The 26,142-nt window shown below is 64.7% G+C and carries 20 protein-coding genes, 1 tRNA gene and 5 pseudogenes; 13 read left to right on the top strand and 13 right to left on the bottom strand.

What is annotated here, in order from left to right; genetic code table 11:
- Positions 1-218: 218 nt before the first annotated feature.
- Both G4Q83_RS04690 and G4Q83_RS04700 read right to left on the bottom strand, forming a co-directional pair.
- On the bottom strand, positions 219-1,202 hold the full coding sequence (locus tag G4Q83_RS04690) for an IS5 family transposase (protein ID WP_185817191.1): 984 nt from the start codon (positions 1,200-1,202) through the stop codon (positions 219-221).
- Between the two features lie 1,362 nt (positions 1,203-2,564).
- Positions 2,565-2,984 (bottom strand): hypothetical protein, encoded by a 420-nt coding sequence (locus G4Q83_RS04700; RefSeq protein ID WP_128421948.1) that lies wholly within the window; start codon positions 2,982-2,984, stop codon positions 2,565-2,567.
- Positions 2,985-3,000: 16 nt separating this feature from the next.
- On the opposite strand from G4Q83_RS04700, the gene G4Q83_RS04705 reads away from it, so the two are divergent.
- The 3 genes and pseudogenes from G4Q83_RS04705 to G4Q83_RS04715 form a co-directional block, all read left to right on the top strand.
- Entirely contained in the window at positions 3,001-3,309 is a 309-nt protein-coding gene (locus tag G4Q83_RS04705; RefSeq protein WP_128421947.1) for a transposase, read from the top strand.
- 4 nt (positions 3,310-3,313) lie between these two features.
- Positions 3,314-4,120 carry an IS5 family transposase gene (locus G4Q83_RS04710; RefSeq protein ID WP_185817193.1) on the top strand — a complete coding sequence of 269 codons (807 nt, stop codon included), beginning with the start codon at positions 3,314-3,316 and terminating at the stop codon, positions 4,118-4,120.
- Positions 4,121-4,128: 8 nt separating this feature from the next.
- Positions 4,129-5,031 (top strand): annotated as a pseudogene (locus G4Q83_RS04715) (IS3 family transposase); the annotation flags it as partial.
- A 110-nt stretch (positions 5,032-5,141) separates the two neighbouring features.
- On the opposite strand, the pseudogene G4Q83_RS04720 reads toward G4Q83_RS04715, so the two are convergent.
- The 5 genes and pseudogenes from G4Q83_RS04720 to G4Q83_RS04735 all read right to left on the bottom strand — a co-directional run bounded on the left by G4Q83_RS04720 (position 5,142) and on the right by G4Q83_RS04735 (position 8,756).
- Positions 5,142-7,036: pseudogene (locus G4Q83_RS04720) on the bottom strand (tyrosine-type recombinase/integrase).
- 224 nt (positions 7,037-7,260) lie between these two features.
- A tRNA-Gly gene (locus G4Q83_RS04725) sits at positions 7,261-7,336 on the bottom strand.
- Positions 7,337-7,572: 236 nt separating this feature from the next.
- On the bottom strand, positions 7,573-7,713 hold the full coding sequence (locus tag G4Q83_RS22995) for a hypothetical protein (protein WP_246432280.1): 141 nt from the start codon (positions 7,711-7,713) through the stop codon (positions 7,573-7,575).
- Between the two features lie 441 nt (positions 7,714-8,154).
- Positions 8,155-8,622: a hypothetical protein gene (locus tag G4Q83_RS23000; RefSeq protein ID WP_246432281.1), complete on the bottom strand. Its 468-nt coding sequence runs from the start codon at positions 8,620-8,622 to the stop codon at positions 8,155-8,157.
- Entirely contained in the window at positions 8,619-8,756 is a 138-nt protein-coding gene (locus G4Q83_RS04735) for a hypothetical protein (RefSeq protein WP_158255088.1), read from the bottom strand. The genes G4Q83_RS23000 and G4Q83_RS04735 overlap by 4 nt, the downstream gene beginning before the upstream one ends.
- Here G4Q83_RS04735 and G4Q83_RS04740 point away from each other — a divergent pair.
- Positions 8,755-9,168, top strand: a complete 414-nt coding sequence (locus G4Q83_RS04740; RefSeq protein WP_246432282.1) for an oxygen-independent coproporphyrinogen III oxidase — start codon at positions 8,755-8,757, stop codon at positions 9,166-9,168. The genes G4Q83_RS04735 and G4Q83_RS04740 overlap by 2 nt on opposite strands.
- Before the next feature lie 924 nt (positions 9,169-10,092).
- On the opposite strand, the gene G4Q83_RS23005 is transcribed toward G4Q83_RS04740, so the two are convergent.
- Positions 10,093-10,407 (bottom strand): hypothetical protein, encoded by a 315-nt coding sequence (locus G4Q83_RS23005; protein WP_246432283.1) that lies wholly within the window; start codon positions 10,405-10,407, stop codon positions 10,093-10,095.
- 6 nt (positions 10,408-10,413) lie between these two features.
- On the opposite strand from G4Q83_RS23005, the pseudogene G4Q83_RS24460 reads away from it, so the two are divergent.
- Positions 10,414-10,461: pseudogene (locus G4Q83_RS24460) on the top strand (hypothetical protein); the annotation flags it as partial.
- Between the two features lie 59 nt (positions 10,462-10,520).
- Here the strand turns inward: G4Q83_RS24460 and G4Q83_RS04750 are convergent.
- Positions 10,521-10,787 (bottom strand): annotated as a pseudogene (locus G4Q83_RS04750) (transposase); the annotation flags it as partial.
- Positions 10,788-10,794: 7 nt separating this feature from the next.
- A pseudogene (locus G4Q83_RS04755) lies at positions 10,795-11,974 on the bottom strand (IS30 family transposase).
- A 30-nt stretch (positions 11,975-12,004) separates the two neighbouring features.
- On the opposite strand from G4Q83_RS04755, the gene G4Q83_RS04760 reads away from it, so the two are divergent.
- The 5 genes from G4Q83_RS04760 (at position 12,005) to G4Q83_RS04780 (ending at position 18,969) form a co-directional block, all read left to right on the top strand.
- On the top strand, positions 12,005-12,427 hold the full coding sequence (locus tag G4Q83_RS04760) for a hypothetical protein (protein ID WP_128419423.1): 423 nt from the start codon (positions 12,005-12,007) through the stop codon (positions 12,425-12,427).
- A 352-nt stretch (positions 12,428-12,779) separates the two neighbouring features.
- Positions 12,780-13,905 (top strand): peptide chain release factor 2 gene (prfB, locus tag G4Q83_RS04765; RefSeq protein ID WP_128419425.1). Its coding sequence is split into 2 segments (ribosomal slippage): positions 12,780-12,854 and positions 12,856-13,905, totalling 1,125 coding nucleotides; the frame shifts between segments, so codons are not numbered across the junction.
- A 96-nt stretch (positions 13,906-14,001) separates the two neighbouring features.
- Positions 14,002-15,519, top strand: coding sequence for a lysine--tRNA ligase (gene lysS, locus G4Q83_RS04770; RefSeq protein ID WP_128419426.1), 1,518 nt, complete (start codon positions 14,002-14,004; stop codon positions 15,517-15,519).
- 160 nt (positions 15,520-15,679) lie between these two features.
- Complete coding sequence (gene rpfG / locus G4Q83_RS04775; protein ID WP_386272261.1) at positions 15,680-16,807, top strand: cyclic di-GMP phosphodiesterase response regulator RpfG; 1,128 nt, start codon at positions 15,680-15,682, stop codon at positions 16,805-16,807.
- Positions 16,804-18,969 carry an ATP-binding protein gene (locus G4Q83_RS04780; protein ID WP_128419428.1) on the top strand — a complete coding sequence of 722 codons (2,166 nt, stop codon included), beginning with the start codon at positions 16,804-16,806 and terminating at the stop codon, positions 18,967-18,969. Before rpfG ends, G4Q83_RS04780 begins: the two co-directional genes overlap by 4 nt.
- A 48-nt stretch (positions 18,970-19,017) precedes the next feature.
- Here the strand turns inward: G4Q83_RS04780 and G4Q83_RS04785 are convergent, their stop codons facing one another.
- Entirely contained in the window at positions 19,018-19,893 is an 876-nt protein-coding gene (locus tag G4Q83_RS04785; protein WP_128419429.1) for a crotonase/enoyl-CoA hydratase family protein, read from the bottom strand.
- Positions 19,894-20,132: 239 nt separating this feature from the next.
- A complete protein-coding gene (gene rpfB / locus G4Q83_RS04790; RefSeq protein WP_128419430.1) occupies positions 20,133-21,818 on the bottom strand; it encodes a fatty acyl-CoA ligase RpfB in 1,686 nt (561 codons plus the stop codon).
- A gap of 109 nt (positions 21,819-21,927) precedes the next feature.
- On the opposite strand from rpfB, the gene G4Q83_RS23010 reads away from it, so the two are divergent.
- Positions 21,928-22,362, top strand: a complete 435-nt coding sequence (locus G4Q83_RS23010; protein ID WP_170069139.1) for a Cif family virulence factor — start codon at positions 21,928-21,930, stop codon at positions 22,360-22,362.
- A 194-nt stretch (positions 22,363-22,556) separates the two neighbouring features.
- On the opposite strand, the gene acnA is transcribed toward G4Q83_RS23010, so the two are convergent.
- The gene (gene acnA / locus G4Q83_RS04800) at positions 22,557-25,325 is read right to left on the bottom strand and encodes an aconitate hydratase AcnA (protein ID WP_128419431.1); all 2,769 of its coding nucleotides are present in this window, start codon (positions 25,323-25,325) and stop codon (positions 22,557-22,559) included.
- A 148-nt stretch (positions 25,326-25,473) separates the two neighbouring features.
- Here acnA and G4Q83_RS04805 point away from each other — a divergent pair, with 148 nt between their 5' ends.
- A complete protein-coding gene (locus tag G4Q83_RS04805) occupies positions 25,474-25,731 on the top strand; it encodes an AbrB/MazE/SpoVT family DNA-binding domain-containing protein (RefSeq protein WP_128419432.1) in 258 nt (85 codons plus the stop codon).
- A complete protein-coding gene (locus G4Q83_RS04810; protein ID WP_128419433.1) occupies positions 25,728-26,132 on the top strand; it encodes a type II toxin-antitoxin system VapC family toxin in 405 nt (134 codons plus the stop codon). The genes G4Q83_RS04805 and G4Q83_RS04810 overlap by 4 nt, the downstream gene beginning before the upstream one ends.
- Positions 26,133-26,142 lie beyond the last annotated feature (10 nt).

Here is a 26,142-nt window from a genome sequence, read left to right on the forward strand (position 1 = left end):
TTGATTCCCAGTCATTTTTTTTCGCCTCTGTGTTTAGCGAAGGCCTGAATTATAGCCTTGTTTTTGAGCCCAGGCAACAAGGTTCGTCCAAAGACTTCCATTAAGGATAGTCTGATCAACGCGGTCGGAGGATGAGGCAAGCCATATCGACCACGCCCACGGCGCTCAGACCCTCGGTTTTTCGCCGTTTCCGGCGCATTTCCGGGGTATTTCCCGGATTACAGGCACACCCTCCCCACGACAGGCAGCAACTGCTTTCGCTTCAGCCACAGGTTCGACAGCGCAAACAGCGTCAGCACTTGCGCCGTGTTCTTCGCCAGGCCGCGATAGCGCACCTTGACGTAGCCAAACTGGCGCTTGATCACCCGGAACGGATGCTCCACCTTCGCCCTCAGGCTGGCCTTGGCGTGCTCCCAGCGCTGTGCCCACTTCAATTCGCGCTTGCTCTTGATCTGCTTCAGCTTCGAGGGCTTCTCCGCGATCAGATAGCGCAGCTTGCGCTTGCTCGCCATCTCCTCGCGCTTGGCCAGCCCGGTGTAGCCGCTGTCGCCGCATACCGTGTCTTCCTTGCCGTGCAGCAGCTTGTGCGCCTGGGTGATATCTGCGGCGTTGGCCGCCGTGCATTCCAAGTGGTGCACCAGCCCGGACTCATCGTCCACGCCGATGTGCGCTTTCATCCCGAAGTAGTACTGATTGCCCTTCTTGGTCTGGTGCATTTCCGGGTCGCGCTCGCCGTTCTTGTTCTTGGTCGAGCTGGGCGCGGCAATGATCGTGGCGTCCACGATGGTGCCGCCGCGCAGGCTCTGGCCCTTGCGCGATAGGTGCGCGTTGACCCGGTTGAACAGCGTGCGCGCCAGATCGTGCGTCTCCAGCAACCGGCGGAAGTTGAGGATCGTGGTCTCGTCCGGCACCTCATCCAACCCGCCGATCCTGGCGAAACGGCGCATCGACGCCGTGTCGTACAAGGCTTCTTCCGCGCCCGGGTCGCTCAGTGCGTACCACTGCTGCAGAAAGTGGATGCGCAGCATTGTCTCCAGCGGGTACGGCTGACGGCCCGGATGGCCCGACTTCGGATAGTGCGGCGCGATCAGCGCCAGCAGGTCTTTCCACGGCACCACCTGATCCATCTCGGCCAGCAACCTTTCGCGCCGCGTCTGCTTGCGCTTGCCGTTGTACTCCGCGTCGCCGAAAGACAATTGCATCGTCGTTGTCCTGTTGGGCTTTGTACGATTGTCGCAGGATCAGAGGGAGTTGTTCAGACCATCCTTAATGCTCAAGGACTGCCATCCACGCCATCGCAACGGACGCAGAGCACATCCCTACAGAAGCTACGACCGCAACGTAGCGGCTCATCGTCGAGGGCTGGTCGCGTTTCGCCGGAACAGGCGTACCGGACACGCCAGTTGGCGCACTTGAAGCGCAATGTATTCGCCGCGGTGTTCAACGTGCAGATCGCGGTCGATGAGCATGCGTGTTCCTCGAGCCTGGCGTGATCGACGCGCTGCAGGCGACGACAGAGCGAGCGACGGATTGATCGCCGCTGAAACCATTCGATGCGTCGCCTTCGCCCGGGTGCGGCGGACCACCTTTCTGCTGTATCAGTATCGATCTGCGCCTTCGACGCTGCGCTTGCGCTTACCTTTCGGTGGAAGAGCAAGGTCCCTTAATCCGTGCTGCAGGGGACGTGTAGCCAGACGGCGTGACGGCTCGGTCCGATGGAGATCTACCGCGAAGGTGTCCCACGGTAGAGGAAGAGACAGCCTCGACATGATGCGCCCGGCTTCGCCACAGTGGTAACCGCTGTGCGTGCCAAGGTGAATCAGCATCTCCTCTCTCGACATGTGCCCCTTGTCACCATCCGTGAACGCGAAGGGGATCGACTCTGGCAGCTGCTCCGTCGTCACCGTTTCCAGGTAGTTCCGGTACCACTGATCGGATGCTGTCAGAGCTACAGGTAGATCCTGCAGTAAGGGCGTTCCGTTGTGGGAAATGGCTGAACACGCAGTGCTACAGATCGTCCCACAGGGAGCATCGCGCTCGTCTAACAGGGCGGTCGAATGACCGCCATACTTCGCACATCGTGACCACCGATAGCAATGCACAGCCCCATGACATGATGGCTCGGCGGCGGTTCGAAGGTCGACATCACGCGTTGATCCAAGTGCACTTCACTTGCATTGAGCGACGGCCGTGACGTCGTACTTCTCGGTGAAGCTGCGAGGGTTAGGATTTTCCGTGGCCCCAACGCTCAATATCGTGAATCCATTCGGGCAGTGCCTTCTGATACTGAGTTCGCATGGCGGGGCTGTCGTGTCGTCGAAGGTGTTGCCAGGCTCGTAGCAACTGGCCAAATACCTTCCATCATGAGAGCTTCTCTGGCCTAGCCAATCATCGAAGCGATCCAAACCGCCTTGTATCGATGCACAACTAGTGAGTACCACCATAAAAACGCTAGATGCTGACACTCGGAGAATTTGGGATGGGTTTAGCATTTCTAAGTAAATTGATGGTTAAGGAGCGCCCCCCTAGCCAGCAAAAATCGAGGGGCGCATCAACCTAGCAAATCAATTTTGCTTAAGTGTGAAATTGGCGTTAATAGACCAGCTTCCCCCACTACTACCGAAGCCCAATGAGGTTTGAAAGCCGCCAATTGTCGGCGATGACCAGTTTGCGTTCCATGCTCCATCGAAATTTCTGCTAATGGACGCACTCGCACCGTTATCAAAGTTGAATTTCGTCCCAACCGAACTGTTTGAAAACTCGTAAGAAACAGCGCCGACAGTGACCCTGCCCGAGCCGTTCAGTTCGCCTCCTGGCGTGAACGATGCACTGAACTCAAAATGGTCTTGTGTGGTCTTGAAGCCCACGCTGCCATTCATTGATATGCCGTTTGTAGATGCCGTACCAAATGCATTTCCTTGCTGGACGGTGACCTCGGCATGACCAGTCTTTACTTTTTGGACCGGCCAGCCTTTCGTAGACATCCGGACGCCATAATTGATGGCAATGACCGAGGTGTTTATGGGCAACAGCAAGCAGTACACGGATGAGTTCCGGGCCGAGGCGGTGAAGCAGGTGATCGAACGCGGCTTCACGGTGGTGGATGTGGCCTCCCGAATCGGGATTCCCAAGCACACGCTATACGGGTGGGTGCAGGCCGCCAGGAAGATGGCGCCGGCAGCCGGCGCTGCAGCGGCGTCGACCGACTCAGCGGAGATTCGCCGGCTCAAGGCCGAACTGAGGCGGGTAACCGAGGAGCGCGACATCCTAGAGCGTGTTATGAACTTTGAGTCGATCCGGCTATCGTAGCGGGATGCAGAGCAAACGCCCATATCCGACCGACATTTCCGACGAAGAGTGGGCGTTCGCAGCGCCTTACCTGAGCCTGATGACCGAGCACGCTCCGCAGCGCAAGTACGAGCTGCGGGCAATGTTCAATGCGCTGCGCTGGATGGCACGTGCTGGAGCGCCATGGCGCCTTTTGCCCAAGGACTTCCCGCCATGGGAAGCGGTCTACCAACAGACACAACGCTGGCTGCAGGCGGGCTGCTTTGAAGCCATGGTCAACGACCTGCGTTCCATCCTGCGTGTTGCCCAAGGCAGACATGGCCAACCCAGTGCTGTCATCCTGGACGGGCGGACGCTGCAATCCACCTGCGAGAGCGGCACACGTGCAGGCTACGACGGCTATAAGCGCAAGAAGGGCAGCAAGGTGCATATGGCGGTGGACACGCTCGGATATTTGCTTGCAGTGCAAGTCACACCTGCCGACGAGCAAGAACGCGCTCAGGTGCGCTCGCTGGCGCAAGAGGTGCAACATGTCACGGGCGATACGGTAAAACTGGCGTTCGTGGATCAAGGCTACACCGGGCAGGAGCCGGCGCAAGCCGCGCAGGCAGAAGGAATCGAACTGCACGTGGTGAAACTTCCCGAAGCCAAGAAAGGATTCGTCTTGCTTCCTCGGCGCTGGGTCGTCGAACGCAGCTTCGGCTGGGTCAACCGATTCCGACGATTGGCACGCGACTATGAGCGCTTGCCGGAAACCTTGGCTGGCTTGCACTTCGTCGTCTTCACCGTGCTCATGCTCAGCAACGCCGCTACCATCCTTCAAAGTTCATAACACGCTCTAGAAAAAGCCGCCGCGTACTTTGCCAAGGGGTAAGGGCGAAGTACGCGTTCATGCGTGCGCACGTCCGGGAGTTTCGTCTGGCGACGATGTGCCGGGTGCTGGGCGTGCATCGCAGTGGTTACTAGGCCTGGCTGCGCAACGGCACCAGCGTCCGCGAACGCGAGGACCAGCGCTTGCTGGGCCTGATCAAGCACCACTGGCTGGCCAGCGGCGCGGTGTACGGCTATCGCAAGCTCACCCTGGATCTGCGTGAGGCCGGCGAGCGTTGCAGCCGTCACCGGGTGCGGCGCTTGATGAAGGCCGAAGGCTTGCGAGCGCAGGTTGGCTACGGCAGCAAGCCGCGTTAGCGGGGAGGTCCGGTCGGCGTGGTGGCGAATGTGCTCAACCGGGACTTCATTCCGCAGGCCCCGAACAAGGTCTGGGTCACGGACATCACCTATCTCCGCACCTACGAGGGCTGGCTGTTCTTGGCAGCGGTAATGGAGCTGTATTGGCGCCAGATCGTGGGTTGGGCAACCGCTTCGACAATGACCAGCGATCTGGTGCTGCAGGCACTGGTGGCAGCGGCGTGGCGGCGCAAGCCCGGTCCTGGCGTGATGGTGCACTCCGACCAGGGCTGGCAGTTCACCAGCAGCGATTGGCAGTCGTTCCTGAAGGCGCACCGGATGGTGCCGAGCATGAGCCGACGCGGGAACTGCCATGACAACGCCGTGGCCGAGAGCTTCTTCAGCGTCTTGAAGAAGGAACGTATCAAGCGTCGGATCTACCCGACACGCGCCATGGCGGCATCGGACGTGTTCGACTATATCGAGATGTTCTACAACCCGATCCGCCGGCATGGTTCCGCTGGCGGCGTGTCACCGGTAGAGTTTGAAAGGCGCTACGCGCAGAGCGGCGACTGAGTGTCTACGGAAATCTGGCCGGTCCAAACCTGTTGACCGCCCCCTTCCGGTCAACAGGCCACAGCGCTGTCGCTTATATGCCCTCGTAAACCGCTGCGCCATCCGCCATTCTATGAACGGTCTGCCGCACATCTTCGGGGGATAGCCTGCGGCGCGACGCCCTTAGAAGACGCTGACTGGTGTTGGCCGCACATGATGGTCCGAATGATCGCAGGGACATTGCTCGGCGTGACTACATCGATCGCTGCATGATCACCAAGATCCGGGTGCGGTTGGGTCAGCATACGATATAGATCCCACGCATCCGCGTGCGGGCATTGGTTTCTAAGCACCTGGGCCAGCTTTTGCTTGAGTGGCGCTAACTGCCAGTCGGGAACACGCTGCCCCCGATTGCCCAGGCTGATGGACAGCAGCTTGCCTGCCTTCAGCTCGCGGTTGATCTGATCCTTGGACTTCCCCGCCAGCTTGCCGTACAGGGGAACCGGCAGGCTGCTTGGCGATTCGTAGATGACCAGCATTTCTTCGCGCTCGCGCTGGATGGCGGACACTTCCGGCTCCTGTGCATGCGTCGGGGGCGGAGGCAACTGCGACAGCCGCTGAAACGCGATACCCGCGTGGTTCGGCGTCACAACGCTACGAGCTGCCATGGGCGATACAGAAGCTTCAAGGGGCGCCGCAACGATGCGGAAAGGCCCTTCCTCTTCTGCCATCGCTGGCACCCCTTCAATATGAATGGTGAGGTGAGCGCTAGCAGCCTCCACCTGGCCCTGCTCAAGTAGGTCGAGACGGTCGGCCCAGTCTTGCATCATCCGGCGTCGCGGCTCCACATACTTGGCGTGGTTGTAAGCCGAACTCACCCTGTTTGGATCAGCGTGCGAAAGCTGCGCATCCACCCAAATCTTGGGATAGCCAATCTCGTTGAGCGCTGTCGAGATAGTCCCGCGGATGCCATGGCCGGTCAGTTGGTCCTCGTAGCCCATCCGCTTCAAGGCGGCATTGAGAGTGTTCTCGCTGATGCGCTTTTTGAGTTCGCTGCGGTGCGTCAGCAAGTGGCGCTGAGCAGGCCGCATGATCCCCAAGAGGTAGCGCACGATCTCAATGGCCTGAAGGGACAGCGGCACGATGTAAGGCGGAACATCCTGCGGGCGCTTGCCGGCCTTGCGCATTTCCTCCTGAAGCTGCTTGACGATCTGCGGCGGAATAATCCAAAGACCGCGGTCGAGGTCGAACTGGTCCGGGGTGGCCAGCCGTAGCTCGCCGGTACGTACCCCGGTCAGGAGCAGCAGCCGAATGCCGAGTTGCGTTTGCCAGCCACGAGGGTTGTAGAGCCTGAGCTTCTGGAGAAAGCCGGGCAGTTCGGGCAGATGCAGGTAGGGGTTGTGGCTCACCGGAGGCTTGGGCTCCGCCACCACGTCGAGGTCGGTAGCCGGATTGGCCTCCATGCCCTCCACGATGACCAAGGCGTAGCGGAACAACTGGCCCAGCCAGGTGCGGACCTTCTCGGCAGTAGTGAAAGCCTTGCGCCCCTCGATCCGCGCCAAGACGCCCAGGAGCTGAGGCCGGCGAATGTCGTAGATCGACATCTTTTCAAGGCTGGGCAGCACATCTTTCACGAAGATTCGCTTGATCTGCGTAAGCGTGCTGTTCCTGCCTTCCTTGAGTTCCTTCGTGCGATGCTCGACCCAGGCATTGAAGACCGCCTTGAACGTGTAGTCCGAGGCCAGCTTGACAGCGTGTCGCTTACGTTTGCGGTCAGCGTGCGGATTGATACCCTTTGCCAGGAGCGCGCGAGCTTCATCACGCAAGCTGCGTGCTTCACGCAGTCCGATCTCAGGGTAGGTGCCCAGAGAGATGCGCTTTTGCTTACCGAGCCAGTAGTAGCGCAGATGCCACGATTTGCCACCGGTAGTGTGACCACCAGGCCTAGGCCGTCGGTGTCGGGGATACTGTAGGTTTTCTCGGCGGCCTTGGCTTGCCGCACGGTCAGATCAAAGAGTGCCATCATCAAACTCCTAAGTCGTGAGACTTAGGCTCGATGCTGCTGGTCTTCCCGATCCAACCCCAGCAACAACCCGGAACCGGCACCGCCCGTATTCTTTGGCCTCAATTCTGGCCTCAAAAACGCTAGCTGTCGCTGGATCCCAGTGGCTTTTGCTGGAATGAAAAAGGAGCCGAAGCCCCTCTTTTCAACAACCTACAGACGCCAGTGGAAGTCTGTAGATCAATATTTGGAGCGGGAAACGAGACTCGAACTCGCGACCTCAACCTTGGCAAGGTTGCGCTCTACCAACTGAGCTATTCCCGCTTGGCGCCTGAGCATCCTACAGTCCTCCTGCGCGTCGCGCCAGCCTACCGGCAAAAAATCCGGCGCTGCCGGGCGGCGGGCCTGCAGGTGCAGGGCGATCGGCGGCGAGCCCTGCATCGGTGTGCGCGTGGCTGTCCCGCGTCGGCCGCAGATCGCCGGCAGTTCTGCCGCTTGCCGCGCCGCGCCACGGCGGCGGGCGGCCCCGCTGCGCCGGGTCTGGCGCGGGGACGCGCCGCTCAGCCCACGGCGCGCAACGCTGCCAGCAATAGCGCGGCGCCGGCCAGCGGCCGCGGCCGCGGCCTGCGCCGCGGCTGGCGGTCGATCGCGTTGGCGCCGGTCCAGCGCAGTAGGCCGTGCGCGAGACCGTGGCGGTCCATGCTGCGGTCGCAGGCGGCCACGCAATCGCCGCAGGCGTAGTGTGCGGACCGTTGCGCCGGTCGATGCGCGCGGGGCAGGCATCGACACAGGCGCTGCAGTCCATGCAGTCGTCGAGTTGTTCGGCATTGAATTTGGGCAGGGTGTCGGCGTAGGCGGCCAGCGCGTGGCCGCGGCGGGCGATGCTGGTGCGCAGTGCGCAGTCGCGAGCGGTGCCGGCGTCGAGCAGGCGGCGTCCGCGCCGCTTGATGCCGCCCGGGCCGCCTCAGGCAAGCGCGCCACGGGGTTCGCCGCGCTTCGCGTCGTCGCCGATCAGCGGCGTGTCGCGGTCGCACAAGCAGTGGCTGCAGGCGCGCGTAGTGGCACAGATATCTGCATACCTGGCTGCGCAGGAAGCTGCATTGCCCCAGGTGGCGACGGCGTAGAACAGCAGCCAGAACGTTTCACAGCCGCTCCAGGCGAAGGGCCGCAGCTGCAAGACCAGGTCGGCGATCGGCGTGAAGCAGCCGATGAAGCCGATGCCGGTTCACGGCGCCATCGCCGCCCAGGCCACGGGCGTGCGGCCGCGGGCCAGGGCGCGAAGCGCCGTTCCAGCCAGACGAACGCCTGGCTCCATACCGTCTTCTGTGCGCAGGCGAGGCCGCACCAGACACGTCCGCCCAGGGTGGTGTCACCGCCAATGCGGCGGCCGCGGCGCATAGCGCCAGCCGCCGCCAGCCGATGTCGTACGGCCACAGGGTCCAGCCGAACAGGTCCAGGCGCGGAGCGGGGAGGTCGAACAACAGCGCCTGGCGGCCGTCCCGGCGCAGCCATGGCAGCAGGTAGAACGCGGCCAACAGCAGCCATAGGGCGCAGCGGCGCGTGCGCGCCAGGCGCGGCGGAATGGTGCAGCGCAGGCGCGCTCCGCTCATGGCAACGGCTCGTCGCCGGCGTCGTCGGCATGCGACGGCGGCCGCAGCAGGAAGCCGGTCAGCAGGCTGGACGCCAACGTCGCCAACCAGAACAGGAAGAAGCCGAGCGTGTAGCCGAATTGGCGGCTCGGCATGGACCATTTCGCGCTGCCGCACGGGGACCTGGCGCACGCGCAGCGCCAGGGCGGGCTGCACCGCAACTTCATGGACTACACCACGCATGCCGAGACCGACCTGCTCGGCCTGGGCGTCGGTGCGATCAGCCGCATCGGCGCCAGCCACAGCCAGAACCAGCGCGAACTGCCGGCCTGGGAGGCGGCGGTGGATGCCGACGACAGTCCGGTGCTGCGCGCGGGGCCGATCCAGCACCTGATGTGCCAGGGCCACGCCGATGTCGCGGCGCTGGCGCCGCGCCACGGCATCGACTTCGCCAGCTACTTCCGCGACGAACTGCAGGCGCTGGCGCCGCTGTGCGCCGACGGCCTGGCCGAGCATCGCACGGGGCGATCCAGGCGACCGCGCGCGGGCGCCCGCTGCGGCGCCTGATCGCGATGTGCTTCGACCGCTATCTGCGCCAGCCGGCGCAGGGCGTGCGCTATTGGCGGGCGACCTGAGCGCGGCCGGCAGGCCGTGGGCGCGGCGCCGACGCGGGGTTCGCCGCCTGCCGCGCGCCGCGTTGCACGCGCTGTCGCCCGCGCCGCGGTTCACAATCGGCATGCGATCAGGCACGCTAGCGGCACCAGGCCCGGATGGCGAAACTGGTAGACGCATCGGACTTAAAAACTCCTTTGTCAAGTCTTTTCGCTTGTGCGGTAATCGCCCTCGGAACTAGGAACGACGCGGGTTTCCGGGCATTTGGGGACGAAGTCCGAGGTGGCCCCTTGGTAGGCTAGGAGCCAGCTAGGGGCCAAGCGAAGCGGTGCAGTTGGAGCAAGCCCGGTGGTAGTCGGGCAAAAATGGATAGGTAGCGAGTCAAGCCAGCCCGAGTGGTGAAACTGGTAGACACAAGGGACTTGAAGCAATTTGAGCCCTTCGGAGGAAACTCCGAAGGTGAAGCCCGTCAAATTCGGTGAACGCCCTGGACATGCAGATGTCCGAGCCAACGCCGAGCCAAGCCCTGGATCGAAAGGTTCGAGGGAAGGTGTAGAGAGCAGACGGCGGGCACCTAAGGCCGCAAGGCTATGGTGAAGGCGTGCTCCAGACCACGAACGGCGCTCAGCGTTGGCGGCGAAAGCCGAAGTGGTAAGAAAATCCCTCGACCTCACGGTCATGCCGGTTCGATTCCGGCCTCGGGCACCAACGCGTAGGCCGTTCTCGCATAGAGAGCGGCCTTTGGGTAGCGCCTCTTCGGCGAAGCTGGAGTCTTGCATTGGGCCGGTCTGAGCGCGCGGCTCCGTGACTTCCGTGAAATGTCAATGCAAGGTGACATGAAGATGCCTGGCCCGACGCCGCAAAAGCCGCCTTGGATGCTCATGTGAACAGCGTCGCTTGGTCAAGGGAACGATTTGCCGCAGGTTCAACGCGCTGGCCGGTGCGCAGAACCAGCGTCAGCTCGGCAACCACCTCATCATGTCCATCAACCGCGCGATGAACCCGGTGAACTAAGTTCGTCACGCTGCGGCGTTCGCATGGCGGCGAGACGAACTCAACGTCGTCCTGGCCACTTCCGGCTTCTACGTGCGCGAAGATGGCCAGGTCGCGCACACAGACAAGGCCACAACGTTCGATGCCGCGCGAGCCCGTGCGGGACCACTCAAGGCCGCGCTGGAGCGTCGCGTCGTGCACGCGGAAGTGCTGAACTACTGCCGCGCCGAGTGGCTGGACGCAAACTATTTCCATGCCGTCTTCGAGGCGACGAAAGGCGCTGCAGAGCTGATTCGCCCGCTCTCAGAACCTGTTCACGATCTTTTGAGTAGTAGTGTCAGGAATGCCAGGTGGATGAACTGCAAGCTGGTGTTGAGCTTACGCTCGCAGTTCTTCCATAGCCTTCGGTTCTTTTCCAGCCACGCAAAGCTGCGTTCGACGCTCCAGCGCTTGGGCATGACCTTGAAGGTGTGCAGTTCGCTGCGTTTGGCGATCTGCACCGTGACTTGCTTGCCCAGGATCTCTCGTACGCCTTCGGCGAACGGTTCTCCGGTATAGCCGCTATCGCACAACAGGCTTTGGGCGGTCTCAACCGGTCGATGCAACAGCTTGATTTAGTACCTCGGCAGGGGTCTGGAAGTCCAGCGTCTGCCGAGGACGCTGGTTAAGTTCCCTGGCTATGGCATTGAGTTGGACCTGGGTGTAGTGGCTAATGTCCTGTCCTTTGGGGAAATACTGGCGGAGCAAGCCATTGGTGTTTTCGTTTGACCCGCGCTGCCACGGGCTATGCGGGTCGCAAAAAAAGACCTGCACGTCTGTCGCCAGGGTGAAGCGCTGGTGCTTGTGCATTTCGGCACCGCGATCCCAGGTCAGGGAACCTTTCAGCTGAGCAGGTAACCGCCGGATATGCTTGGCGACCGCGTCCACCACGGTGGCACTGTCGCGTGAAGGAAGCTTGATCAACATCACAAAGCGCGATTGCCGCTCCACGAGCGTGGCGATTTGCGTGTTCACCGTGCCCATCAGCAGGTCGCCCTTCCCAGTGCCCAGGTACCGCGCGGTCGTCCACCTCGGCCGGACGCTGGCTGATCGGCAGGGCATCTATCATCAGGTTGCGGGCGCCCTTGCGGCTCTTCCCGTGGCGTCCCTGAGCGGTCGGATAACGCACCAGTCGACGCGTGCGCAACTGGGCCAAGAGCTGCTTCTTGAGCACCCCGCGACTCTGAACGAACAGGCTTCGATAGATGGTTTCGTGCGACACCGGCATACTGTCGTTGTTTGGATAACGGCGGACAAGCCATCCGCTGATCTGCTGCGGCGCCCAGCGACGGGCCAGCTTGCTGGCGACCAGGCGGCGAAGCACCCCGCAGCGGGCAAGCAGGCAGGCTTTGGGCCGTTTGGCTTGCGACCAGGCGCGCTCGTCGGCGTGTGTCGCGCGGTAGATCTCACAGCCTGCGTTGCGCTCGATCTCCCGACTGATGGTCGAGACCGCCCGGCCCAAGGCCTGAGCGATCTGGCGCAGGGAACGGCCTTGGCACAGGCCGCGCGAGATCTCCTCGCGCTCAGCCAGCTGGAGTGCTCGTGCCGCTCGTTTGCACGGTCGCGGCGCAAACCCACCGCGCTGCCGAAGGACGTACCGAACCAACGCTTCATCCCGCTCAAGCACCTTGGCGATAACACTCGGCGGCTCGCCCGCCTGCCAGCGCGTCCATAGCTGTTCACGGTCCGCTGCCGACAAATGGCGCCAAACCCTGACTGTTCTGCTCATGATGTCCACCTCCGTCCTGATCAGACTACGGTGTTGCATCGATCGGTTGAGACCACCGAAGGGCTTCTTGTGGCTGGAAGCAATCCGACGCCGTCGAGCAGGAAGGGCGCGACGGCCGAATCGGTTCCGCATGGTATTTCGAGTGGGGAACTCGAATCTTTTTCAATGCTTTTTAGCTCGGGCTCGGAGTGGGGCCTTGCTGAACCCATTGTTGCTGCGCAGGTTGATCGGCGTCGTGATGGACGCTATTTGGAAAGCCCGGTTGCTGCGGGGCAATACGATAGTGGGCGCGAGCTGCGTGCCTTGATCGATGCGATGAGTAGCTTCGGAGGGTCCGAAAACTCGGTTCCGTTCGGTGCTCAGAACACCGGTTCGGAAGCGTCGTGGATGCATCCTGCCTGGCACCACGCGGATCACCGGCGCGTAGGCTATGCGCGATCTCTGGAGCTATGACGTCGTAGCGATTCATCTCTGTGTTTGGTTGAGATTTTATGGTGTTGGCATGATTGTTACCGGTGGGCGATAAGCGCCTGCCGATTTTTTGCCCTGCGACGCTTGCCAAAGTGGGCTATCGATTGCTTTCGCTGCGCATCGGAATATGCGGCGTGTCCGAATCGCCGAGCGCCAGTCTCTGCTCCCGTTTGCTGCCGCGCCGCCCTGCGCGCGGCGGCCGGGGAGGGCGAGGCGGCGCTCGCCGCGTGATCGGCACGGTGCTCGGCCTGGGCGGGCCGTCGGCGCGCGCTGTGGCGCAGCGGCCGGAATTGCTAGAATCGCGCTCTTGTCTGCCGTTTGCCGGAATGCCGCCATGATCGAACTCAATCCCATCCGCCACCGCATCGCCGATCTGTCCGATCGGGTGCTGTCGCTCCGGGGGTTTCTTTGACTACGATGTCAAGAAGGAACGCCTGGAGGAAGTGACCCGGGAGCTGGAAAGCCCCGATGTCTGGAACGACCCCGAGCGCGCCCAGGGCCTGGGCCGCGAGCGCGCCAACCTGGAGAAGACCGTCGGCGGCATCGCCAGCGTGCTCGACGGGCTGAGCGAGGCGCTGGAGTTCCTGGAACTGGCCGAAAGCGAGGACGACGAGGACACCGCGCTGGCGGTGGCGGCCGATGTCGGGCGCTTCCAGGCGCACGTGGAGAAGCTGGAATTCCAGCGCATGTTCTCCGGGCGGATGGACGCCAGCAACGCCTTCGTCGACATCCAGGCCGGCGCCGGCGGCACCGAGGCGCAGGACTGGGCCGAGATCCTGCTGCGCATGTACCTGCGCTGGTGCGAGTCGCGCGGCTGGAAGACCGAATTGATGGAAGTGTCCGGCGGCGAAGTGGCCGGCATCAAGTCGGCCACGCTGCGCGTGGAGGGCGATTTCGCCTATGGCTGGCTGAAGACCGAGACCGGCGTGCACCGGTTGGTGCGCAAGTCGCCGTTCGACTCGGACAACCGCCGCCACACCAGCTTCACCTCGGTGTTCGTGTCGCCGGAGGTGGACGACGACATCGACATCGACATCAACCCGGCCGACCTGAAGACCGACGTCTACCGCTCCTCCGGCGCCGGCGGCCAGCACGTCAACAAGACCGAATCGGCGGTGCGCATCACCCATGTGCCGACCGGCATTGTGGTCGCCTGCCAGACCGGGCGCAGCCAGCACCAGAACCGCGACAATGCGATGAAGATGCTCGCCGCCAAGCTGTACGAGCTGGAGATCCAGAAGCGCAACGCCGAGCGCGATGCGGTCGAGGCGACCAAGTCGGACATCGGCTGGGGCAGCCAGATCCGCAACTACGTGCTCGACCAGAGCCGGATCAAGGACCTGCGCACCGGCATCGAGCGCACCGACACGCAGAAGGTGCTCGACGGCGACCTGGACCAATTCGTCGAGGCCAGCCTCAAGTCCGGCCTGGACGCCGGCGCCAAACGCAGCGACGCCTGAACCGGGCGCCTGCGCCCGCTGCGGCGCAGCCCGGCCACGGGCACAACGTGCGCCTCCTGTTGCATCCTTTTCCTACATTCCCGCGTACCCATTCCTATGACCGAACACACCTCCGCGCCACCCCCTTCCGTCGACGAGAACGGCCTCATCGCCGAACGCCGCGCCAAGCTGGGGGCGTTGCGCACGCAGGGCGTGGCCTATCCGAACGACTTCCGCCGCAGCGACTTCGCCGGCGACCTGCAGGCCGCGTTCGTCGACGCCGAGCGCTGGAGCGCCGAGGCGCTGGAGGCCGAAGGCCGCGGCCTGCGCCTGGCCGGGCGCCTGCTGGCCAAGCGGGTGATGGGCAAGGCCAGCTTCGCGCAGATCCAGGACGAGTCCGGGCGCATCCAGTTGTTCCTGCAGGGCAACGTGCTGGGCGACGCCTACGCCGCGTTCAAGGGGTGGGACATCGGCGACATCGTCGGCGTGGAGGGCGGCCTGACCCGGACCAAGACCGGCGAGCTGTCGGTCAAGGCGACCGCGCTGCGGCTGCTGACCAAGGCGCTGCGGCCGCTGCCGGACAAGTGGCACGGGCTGTCGGACGTGGAGCAGCGCTACCGCCAGCGCTACGTCGACCTGATCGTGTCGCCGGAGGCGCGCGAGGTGTTCGTCAAGCGCTCCAAGATCATCCGCGCGATGCGCGCCTGGCTGGACGCGCGCCGTTTCCTGGAAGTGGAGACGCCGATGATGCACTACATCCCCGGCGGCGCCACCGCCAAGCCGTTTACCACCCACCACAACGCGCTGGATCTGGACCTGTACCTGCGCGTGGCGCCGGAGCTGTACCTGAAGCGGCTGGTGGTCGGCGGCCTGGAGCGGGTCTACGAGATCAACCGCAACTTCCGCAACGAAGGCGTGTCCACCCGCCACAACCCGGAATTCACCATGCTCGAACTGTACGAGGCCTACGCCACGTACCACGAGATCATGGACCTGACCGAGCACCTCATCCGCGACACCGCGCAGCAGGTGCTGGGCACCACCGCGCTCGGCTGGGACGGCGCCGACATCGATCTGGCGCCGGCGTTCCGGCGCTGGCGCATGGACGAGGCGGTGCGCCACCACAATCCGCAGATCGGCCCCGCCGACTGCACCGACCGCGCCGCGTTGCTGCGCCACTGCGAGCGGCTGAAGATCCGCACCAAGCCGTCCTACGGCTGGGGCAAGCTGCTGCTGGAGATCTTCGAGGCGACCGTGGAACACACCCTGGTCCAGCCGACCTTCATCACCGACCATCCGGTCGAGGTGTCGCCGCTGGCGCGCTCCAGCGACACCGAGCCGGGGTATACCGACCGCTTCGAGCTGTTCATCAACGGCAAGGAGATCGCCAACGGCTTCTCCGAGCTCAACGACCCGGAGGACCAGGCCGCCCGGTTCCAGGCCCAGGTGGCGGCGAAGGAGGGCGGCGACGACGAGGCCATGCACTTCGACGCCGACTACATCCGCGCGCTGGAGGTCGGCCTGCCGCCCACCGGCGGCCTGGGCATCGGCATCGACCGGCTGGTCATGCTGCTCACCGGCAGCGGTTCGATCCGTGATGTGCTGCTGTTCCCGTACATGCGCCCAGAGGCTTAATCTATCCACGGCACGGTGACCTTGGCGTGGTTCTTGCATAGGACATCGGCAAGCAAGCGGAAACACGGCGATGGCGGTGCGCGGCGATCGCCGTGTTTCCCGTTGTTGTCTCGGCAGCCCGATGCACCGGGCGGGAGGATCGCAGATGCAAGATGCCAGCATGAGCCTGTCCGGAGTATCCTCCCCTGGGGATCGCCCAGATTGGGTGGACGGGGCCGACAACTGCTTGAACATCGTCATCGTCGACGATCAGACGTCCGCGCGCACGATGCTGTGCCATGTGATCGAGGACGTCGCTCCGGAACTCACCGTCCGCGACTTCGGCGACTCGCAGGCCGCGCTGGCCTGGTGCGAGTCCAGCAAGGTCGACCTGTTGCTGCTCGACTATCGCATGCCCGGCATGGACGGGCTGGAGTTCGCGCGCCGGCTGCGGCGCCTGCCCAAGCACCGCGACATCCCGATCATCCTGATCACCGTGGTCGGCGACGAGCCGATCCGCCAGGCGGCACTGGAAGCCGGCGTCATCGACTTCCTGGTCAAGCCGATCCGCCCGCGCGAACTGCGCGCGCGCTGCCGCAACCTGCTGCAGCTGCGCCTGCAGAGCGAGAATATCAAGCTGCGCGCCATGTCGTTGGAACAGCGCCTGCTGGCCAGCATGCGCGAGGTCGAGGAACGCGAGCGCGAGACCCTGTCGCGGCTGGCGCGCGCGATCGAGTACCGCGATGCCGGGACCGGCGCCTACCTGGAACGGATGGCGCACGTGGCCGGCCTGATCGCCGAGCAGCTCGGCCTGTCCGAGGACGAGGTGCGGGTCATCGAGATGGCGGCGAGCCTGCACGACATGGGCAAGATCGCCATCCCCGACGCGGTGCTGCTCAAGCCCGGCAAGCTCAGCGAGGAGGAGATGGCGGTGATGCGCATGCATCCGCGCATCGGCTACGAGCTGCTCAGCGGCAGCCAGAATCACTGCATCCAGGTCGGCGCGTTGATCGCGCTGCGCCACCATGAGCGTTACGATGGCAGCGGTTACCCCGACGCACTGGTCGGCGAAGCGATTCCGCTGGAGGCGCGGATCGTCGCGGTCGCCGACTTCTTCGACGCGCTGATCTCGCCGCGTCCCTACAAGGAAGCATGGACCATGGACGCGACCTTGGCCTATCTCTACGCGAAACGCGGCCGCCTGTTCGATCCGCGTTGCGTCGATGCGCTGTTCCGCGGGCGCGAGCAGTTGCGCATGATCTGCGAGAAGTTCTCGACGGCCTCGGTCCGGCCGGGGGTGTCCAAGTGAAAGGTCGGCTGGAATGGGTCAGGAATCGCCTGCGGCAGCGCACCGATACCGAACACGGGCAGACGTTGATCCGGGTCGTGATCTTTCTGGGTGTCATCGCCTGCATGACGATCGCGGAGACTCTCGGTCGGCTCGCTCCCGACGTATACATGACATCGGTGCTGATGAGCGGCGTCGGCGTGTTGGTCGGCGCGGCCCTGTTCGCTGCGATCCTGGTCGCGCCCGGCAAGTCCAATCTGCGCCGCATCGTCGGCATGGCGACCGACTATGGCCTGATGACGGCGGCGATGATTCTGCTGGGAGAGCCGCTGGCCTGGCTGTACGTGATTCTCATGTGGGTCACGATCGGCAATGGCCTGCGCTACGGAAACCGCTACTTGATCGGTGCCGTCGTCTCTGCGTGCGTCAGCTTCGGTTGCGTGGTTCTGCTCAATGGTTACTGGCGCGAGAACGTCACGCTCGGGGTCGGGCTATGGGCCGGCCTCGTCGCCATTCCCATGTACCTGTCGGGGCTGTTGCGCCAGTTGACGCAGGCGACGGCCGAGGCCCGGCGCGCCAGCGAAGCCAAGAGCCGTTTCCTGGCCAACATGAGCCATGAGTTCCGCACCCCGTTGAACGGGCTGTCGGGCATGACCGAGGTGCTGGCGACGACCAAGCTGGACGCGGAGCAACGCGAGTGCGTCGGTACCATCCAGGCATCGGCGCGCAGCCTGCTTTCCCTGGTCGAAGAGGTGCTGGACATTTCGGCCATCGAGGCGGGAAAGGTCCGGACCGAGAAACACGACTTCTCGTTGCGCGAGACGCTGGCGCAGATTGGCTTGATCCTGCAGCCGCAAGCCCGTGCCAAGGCCCTCGGCTACCACCTGGAGGTCGCCGACGACGTTCCCGACCAGGTGCGTGGCGACGCTGGCCATCTGCGGCAGATCCTGCTGAATCTGGCGGGCAACGCGATCAAGTTCACCAACCTGGGGCGTGTGGATATCCGGGTTCGGATTCAGCGCGACGCCGCAGGCGAGCCGCACCGGCTGAGTTTCGACATTGTCGACACCGGCATCGGTTTGCCGCCGGCGATGCGTCCGCGCCTGTTCGAGGCGTTCGAGCAGGTCGATGGGGGCCTGTCCCGGCGTTACGAGGGAACCGGGTTGGGGACGACGATCGCCAAGGGCCTGGTCGAGGCGATGGGCGGCAGCATCGGCTACCAGGAAAGCCCGCCGCGCGGGAGCCGCTTCTGGTTCGAGTTGCCGTTCGAGGCAGCGGCCGCTTCGTCGCTGCCCACCCAGCCTGCGGACGCTGCGGCCGAAGAGGCCGTCGCGCCAGGCGGCAACATCATCGCGTTCACCGACCCGTTCCTGCGGCATCGCGCGCGCGTGCGCAGCATGCGCGTTCTGGTTGCCGACGACCATGCCGCCAATCGCATGGTGCTGCAACGCTTGCTGCAGAAGGCTGGCCATCGCGTCGTCTGTCTCGATGGCGCCGAAGCCGTGCTCGATGCGCTTGCCGAAACCGATTTCGATGCCGTCATCGTCGATCTGCACATGCCCGGGATGAGCGGGTTGGACATGCTCAAGCAGTTGCGGCTCATGCAGGCCGGCCGACCGCGTATCCCGGTGGTGGTCCTCAGCGCCGACGTCACGCCGGAGTCGATCCAGCGTTGCGAGCAGGCCGGCGCACATACCTTCCTGGCAAAACCGGTGGTGGCGTCGAGGTTGCTGGATACGCTGGCCGATATTGCGACCGACGGCAGACTGCGTCCCTCCGAGGCGCAGACACCGCCTCGGTTCGCCGCGGAAGGCGTGCTGGATGCGTCGGTCCTGGACGAACTGGCGGGCCTGGGCATGGGCGATGGGTTCGAGCGTGAGTTCATCTCCCAATGCCTCAACGACGCAAAGGGCTGCCTCGGCGGCGTGCAGATGGCCGGCGAGGCCGAGAACTGGGAACGGTTGCGGGAACATGCGCACGCGGTCAAAGGCGTGGCGAGCAACCTGGGCCTGGTGAAGACGGCCAGCCTGGGCGGCGAGCTGATGCGAATGGCCGACTGGCAGATGCGCAGCGAATGGCGGCAGTGCCTCGCCGCGCTCAACGCCAGCCTGACCGAAGGCAGGCAGGTGCTGGATTTGCGGGCATTGCAAAGCGGGCAGCAAGACGGTAACGAGTCGCGCTGAGGAAAGCCCGGCCCGCGGCCGGGCCGGCCCCCTTCCGGATTGATGTCTCTACGCGAGTGCGGCGACGCTTTGCGCGCGTCGGCTCTGGGCACGTACCAGGCGATCCATCATCCGCAGCGATTTGTCGTCCAGCGCAAGCGCGGTGTCCACCCAGATTTCGGTGATCGCCATCAGCTCGTGCAATGGAACCTGCCGCGAGGTCCTGCGCACGGCGTTCATTGCCAGATGGGAGAGCTTGCTGCGCCTTTGATTGCGGATCAGCTCCTGGACCGCGGCTTTTCCATGGCCCTTGGGAACCAGGACATCGACCACGCCGAGGGCGTGCATCTGCTCGCTGCTGTAGACCGTTCCTTCCAGAATGATCCGCTCCGCCAGCTGCGGCGAGACCCTCTGGCACAGGAACGAATAGGCGCCCATGCCCGGAAACAGGCCGAACAACACTTCCGGCAAACCCAGCCCGACGCCTTCCTCCGCCACGATGGTATGGCAGGCCAGGGCCATTTCCAGGCCTCCGCCCAAGGCGTCGCCTTGCAGCAGCGCAATGGTGCGCACGTCGCCGCCCAGTCCGGCATGCAGGGTATGCACGCCCTCCACGCAACGCCTGGCATAGGCGAGCAAGCCGTTCTTGTCCCGCAACCGGATCAGTTGCGTGAACAGTTCCAGGTCTCCGCCGAGGTTGAAGACGCTCGCATCCGAAGCGAGGACGAAATGCCGAAGTTGTCCGCGTGCAAGCGGACTGCCCCCGCTCAGGGTGATGGCGTCGGTGAAACTCCACATGTCGTCCAGCAGGTCGCCGCGAAAGCAGGGGCGCGCGCCGCTGGCGGCATCGTTGTGCATGAACATCCAATGCACATCGCCATCGACGCTGGAGTCGACACGGATGGTGGAAAAACGGGGGGTGAGCAAACGTTTGTCGACGTTCATGGGACTTCCTCGGTTTGGTGGACAGCGAACCGCGTGCGCCAAGCTGAGCGGCACGCGAACCGATGCTACACCTCCATAAACAGAGGGTTTGCAGGCTGCTGGAGACGGAAATCGGTCACGTTTGCGCGCATGTCTGCGGGGGCGCGACGACCGCCGGGGTCGGCGCGCCGGACCCGGGTCCGGCGCGGCGGCGTGGGCTGCGCCTGCATGGCAATGGGCCAGACCCGGGGGAACCGGGTTCAGATGTTCCGGGCGCTGTCGCGCAGCTCCCGCCGCAGGATCTTGCCGACGTTGGTCTTGGGCAGTTCCTTGCGGAACTCGATGATGTGCGGGTGCTTGTACCCGGTCAGGTTGGCGCGGGCGTGGGCCTTGACGTCCTCGGCGGTGAGGTTGGGGTCCTTCTTGACGATGACCACCTTGACCACCTCGCCGGATTTCTCGTCCGGCACCCCGACCGCGGCCACTTCCAGCACGCCGGGCATCATCGCGATCACGTCCTCGACCTCGTTCGGGTACACGTTGAAGCCCGACACCAGGATCATGTCCTTCTTGCGGTCGACGATATAGAAGAAGCCCTGCGGATCCATCCGCGCCATGTCGCCGGTATGCAGCCAGCCGTCGGCATCGACCGCGGCGGCGGTGTCCTCCGGTCGCCGCCAATAGCCCTTCATCACCTGCGGGCCCTGGATGCACAATTCGCCCACCTCGCCCTGCGCCAGGATCCGGCCCTGGTCGTCCTTGACACAGGCATCGGTGGACGGGAGCGGCAGGCCGATGGCGCCGTTGTACTCGGTCAGCGTCAACGGGTTGATGCAGGCGGCCGGCGAGGTCTCGGTCAGGCCGTAGGCCTCGACCAGGGCCATCCCGGTCACCTGCTTCCAGCGCTCGGCCACGGCCCGCTGCACCGCCATGCCGCCGCCCAGGGTGAACTTCAGCGCCGAGAAATCCACCTGCTCGAAGCCGGGCGTGTTGAGCAGGCCGTTGAACAGCGTGTTGACGCCGGTGAAGGCGGTGAAGCGGGTCTTCTTCAATTCCTTGACGAAGCCGGGCATGTCGCGCGGATTGCTGATCAGGTGATTGAGACCGCCGATCTTCATGAACACCAGGCCGTTCGCAGTCAGCGCGAAGATGTGGTACAGCGGCAGCGCGGTGATGATGACTTCCTTGCCTTCCTCCAGTTCGCCGGTCGCGGTGATCCAAACGCTGGCCTGCAGCATGTTCGCGACCAGGTTGCGGTGGGTCAGCATCGCGCCCTTGGCCACCCCGGTGGTGCCGCCGGTGTACTGCAGGAAGGCGATGTCGTCGGGCTCGATGTCCAGCGGCGGCAGCGCGTGCAGGCGACCCAGCGCCAGCGTGTCGCGGAAGCGGACCGCATTGGGGATGTCGTAGTCGGGCACCAGCTTCTTGACGTACTTCAGCACGAAGTTGACCAGCGCGCCTTTCGGGAAGCCGAGCATGTCGCCCAAGCCGGTGGTGATGATGTGCTTGAGCGGCGTGTCGGCCAGCACCTCCTGCACGGTCTTGCCGAAGTTGTCGATCACCACGATCGCGCTGGCGCCGGAGTCGACCAGCTGGTGGCGCAATTCGCGCGGCGTGTACAGCGGATTGACGTTGACCACGGTCATGCCGGCCAGCAGTACGCCGAAGATGGCGATCGGGTATTGCAGGCAGTTGGGCATCATCAGCGCGACGCGGTCGCCCTTCTTGAGCTGCAACTCGCCCAGCAGGTAGGCGGCGAAGTGCCGGGCCAGTTCGCCGGCCTCGCGGTAGGTCAGGGTCTTGCCGAAGTTGCAGTAGGCCGGGCGGTCGCCGAACTTGGCGACGGAGGTTTCGAAGACGGCGGCGACGGATCGGTACGCGTTGACGTCGATCTCGGCGGGAATGCTGGCCGGATAACTCTGCAACCACGGACGTTCCTGACTCATGTACTCCCCCCTCGTGTGGAATGCTGCCGCATGCCGACGCAACGCCGCGGCGTGGCGAGTGGCAGGATACCGTTCCGCATGAAAAAGGCGAAGTCGAGGAGGAATCCCGATGCGACAGGCATGGGTGTGGGGATGGGGTTGCGCGCTGGCGCTGGTATTGCCCGGCTGCCAGCGCGATTCGGCGGAACAGCGGCTGCGCAAGGACATCGCCACGTTGCAGGAGGCGGTGGAGGAACATCGCCCGCGCGATGCGATGGCCGCCGTGGCCGACGATTTCGCGGGCGAGGCGGGGATGGATCGTGCTGCGCTGCACAACCTATTGCGCGCGCAATTCCTGGCCAATGCGCGGATCGGGGTGAGCACCGGGCCGCTGTCGATCGCGCTGCAGGGCGACGACGCCACCGTGCGTTTCGACGCGGTAGTCAGCGGCGGCGACGCGCGCCTGCTCCCCGAGCGGATGCAACGCTATGCGGTGGTCACCGGCTGGCGCGAGCAGGACGGTCGCTGGCGGCTGCGGCATGCGCAATGGAGTGCGGCGCCGTAGCAAGTGGCGCGTGCGCGCCAAACGGCAATCGCCCCGTTCGGGAACGGGGCGGATTCGATACAGGAGGTCTGGCGGGGACAGACGCGTACTTCGAAACCTCGCGCCGATGCGCAGGCAGCGCGTACGCGAGCGCCAGTGCGTACCTGCGCGAGCGCGCACGGCGCCCACGCAGGACGCCGTGCATCTGGGCGGCCTCAGGCCGCCTTGCGCGCCGCCAGCTGGCGCAGCACGTACTGCAGCAGGCCGCCGTGCTTGAAGTACTCCACTTCCTTCGGCGTCAGCAGCAGCACCTTGGCCTGGAACCGCTTGGCGCTGCCGTCGGCCTTCTTCGCTTCCACCGTGGCGCGCTTGCTGGCGCCATCCTGCAGCCCGGTGATGTCGAACGCCTCCGAACCGTCCAGGCCCAGCGACTGCGCGTTCTCGTTGTCCAGGAACTGCAGCGGCAGCACGCCCATGCCGACCAGGTTGGAGCGGTGGATGCGCTCGAAGCTCTCGGCGATCACCGCCTTGACCCCGAGCAGGTTGGTGCCCTTGGCCGCCCAGTCGCGCGAGGAGCCGGTGCCGTATTCCTTGCCGGCGATCACCACCAGCGGCACGCCGTCGGCCTTGTACTTCAGCGCCGCGTCGTAGATCGCCAGCTTCTCCGGCTGCGCGCCGCCGGGCGCGCGGTACAGCGTGTTGCCGCCTTCCTCGCCGCCGAACATCAGGTTCTTGATGCGGATGTTGGCGAAGGTGCCGCGCACCATCACCTCGTCGTTGCCGCGGCGGCTGCCGTAGCTGTTGAAGTCGGCCGGCTGCACGCCGCGTTCCTGCAGGAAACGGCCGGCCGGCGAGTCCTTCTTGATGTTGCCGGCCGGGGAGATGTGGTCGGTGGTGATCGAGTCGCCGAACAGGCCGAGCACGCGCGCACCGTGCACGTCGTCGATGCTGCCGGCCTGCATGGTCATGCCGTCGAAGTAGGGCGGGTTCTTGATGTAGGTGGAGGCCGCGTCCCATGCGTACAGCTCGCCGTCGGGCGAGGCGATGGCGGCCCAGCGGCTGTCGCCCTTGAACACGTCGGCGTAGTTCTGCTTGAACATCTCCGGGCCGACGGTGGCGGCGATGGTGTCGCCGATCTCCTTGTTGCTCGGCCAGATGTCGCGCAGGTAGACCGGCTGGCCATCGCGGCCGGTGCCGAGCGGCTCCGTGGTGAGGTCGATGTCGGTGCTGCCGGCGATGGCGTAGGCGACCACCAGCGGCGGCGAGGCCAGATAGTTCATCTTCACTTCCGGGTGCACGCGGCCCTCGAAGTTGCGGTTGCCCGACAGCACCGAGGCCACCACCAGGTCGTCCCGGGCGATCGCCGCCGACACGTCGTCCGGCAGCGGGCCGGAGTTGCCGATGCAGGTGGTGCAGCCGTAGCCGACCACGTAGAAACCGAGTTGCTCCAGGTCGTCCATGACCCCGGCCTTCTTCAGGTAGTCGGTGACCACCAGCGAACCCGGCCCGAGCGAGGTCTTGACCCACGGCTGCGCCTTCAGGCCCTTGGCCACGGCGTTGCGCGCCAGCAGGCCGGCGCCGAGCATCACCGCCGGATTGGAGGTGTTGGTGCAGGAGGTGATCGCGGCGATGACCACCGAACCGTCGCGCAGCCGCCAGCCGGCGCCGCTGTCTGCGCGGCTCTCGGCCTGCGACGCCTTGGCGCCGACCGCGGTGCCGCCGCCGCCCTCGTTCTTGAGCCGGTCTTCCTGCTTGGCGTCGCTGTGGCGCTTGTTGCGCTCTTCGGCGAAGGACACCAGGCTGTCGCGGAAATTGCGCTGCATGTCTTCCAGCAGTACCCGGTCCTGCGGCCGCTTGGGGCCGGCCAGCGACGGCTTGACCTGGCCCATGTCCAGCTCCAGCGTGGCGCTGTAGGCGGCGTGCAGGCTGTCGGCGTCGTGCCACAGGCCCTGCGCCTTGGTGTAGGCCTCGACCAGCGCGATCTGCTCCTCGCTGCGCCCGGACAGGCGCAGGTAGGTCAATGATTCGGCGTCGACCGGGAAGATGCCGCAGGTGGCGCCGTATTCCGGCGCCATGTTGCCGATGGTGGCGCGGTCGGCCAGCGGCAGGTGCTGCAGGCCCTCGCCGAAGAACTCGACGAACTTGCCGACCACGCCGTGCTTGCGCAGCATCTGCGTCACCGTCAGCACCAGGTCGGTGGCGGTGGCGCCTTCGGGCAGCTTGCCGGTCAGCTTGAAGCCGACCACCTGCGGGATCAGCATCGACGAGGGCTGGCCGAGCATCGCCGCCTCCGCCTCGATGCCGCCCACGCCCCAGCCGAGCACGCCGATGCCGTTGATCATGGTGGTGTGGCTGTCGGTGCCGAACACCGTGTCCGGGTAGGCGATCGCCTTGCCGTCGCGCTCGCCGGTCATCACCACCCGCGCCAGGTGCTCCAGGTTGACCTGGTGCACGATGCCGGTGTTGGGCGGCACCACCTTGAAGTTGTCGAATGCTTTCTGGCCCCAGCGCAGGAAGCCGTAGCGTTCCTGGTTGCGCTGGAATTCGATCTTGCCGTTGAGGTCGAGCGCGTCGGCCTTGCCGAACACGTCCACCTGCACCGAGTGGTCGATCACCAGTTCCGAGGGGATCAGCGGGTTGATCTGCTCGGGGCGCCCGCCGAGCTTGACCACCGCGTCGCGCATCGCGGCCAGGTCGACCACGCAGGGCACGCCGGTGAAGTCCTGCAGCACCACCCGTGCCGGCATGAATGCGATCTCGGTGTCCGGCTCGGCTGTTGGATCCCACGTCGCCACCGCCTCGATGTGCTCCTTGCCCACGGTGACGCCACCGTCCTCGTGCCGGAGCAGGTTCTCCAGCAGGATCTTCAGCGAGTAGGGCAGGCGGGCGATGTCGAAGCGCTCGGCGAGTCTGGGCAGGCTGTAGTAGGCGTAGCGTTTGCCGTGGACCTCGAGCGAGGTGCGGGTGGAAAAGGAATCGTTCATCGTGGAACTCCTATGGCGTCGCGGCTGTAGGGACTGCACCCAGTCTGACCGATTCAGTGTGTACGCAGGGTGTGACCGGCGCGGCATGCGGCCTTGAGTATGACGCCTGAAGTATGTAAAATTCTTGCATACCTCGCGGAGCCCGCCCATGGAAGCCACCGTCGCCGAGCGCGGCCAGATCACCTTGCCCAAGGCCGTGCGCGACGCGCTGGGCCTGAGCAAGGGCACCATCCTGAAGGTGGAGCTGGACGGCGGCCGCATCATCCTGCGCAAGAGCGTGGACGATGCGATCTCGCGCGCACGCGGCCGCTTCAAGCTCGACGGCTTCGCCAGCACCGACGAAGCGATGCGTGCGATCCGCGGCCGCGCGCCCGGCGATCCGTTCGAACCCGACGCCACGGCATGATCGCGATCGACTCCGCGGTGCTGGTGGACCTGCTGGCCGACGGCCCGCAGGCCGATGCCACCGAAGCCTGCCTGCGCCAGTGCCTGAGCAACGGCCCGGTGGTGGTGTGCGACATCGTCCTGTCCGAGGTCTGCGGCGCGCTACGCGACGGCGCCGAGGCGCTGTCGGTGCTGGAGGACATGAGCATCCGCTTCAATGCGCTGGAGGCCAAGTCGGCCCTGCGTGCCGGCGAGATGCAGCGCCGCTTCCGCGCCCGCGGCGGCCAGCGCGAGCGGGTGGTGGCCGATTTCCTGATCGGCGCCCATGCGTTGCTGCAATGCGATGGCCTGATCACCCGCGACGACGGCTTTTTCCGCGACTACTTCAAGGGCCTGAAGATCATCGTTCCCAAGCCGGCCTGACGCCGCTCAT

Source organism: Xanthomonas theicola, assembly GCF_014236795.1.
Taxonomy (GTDB): Bacteria; Pseudomonadota; Gammaproteobacteria; order Xanthomonadales; family Xanthomonadaceae; genus Xanthomonas_A; species Xanthomonas_A theicola.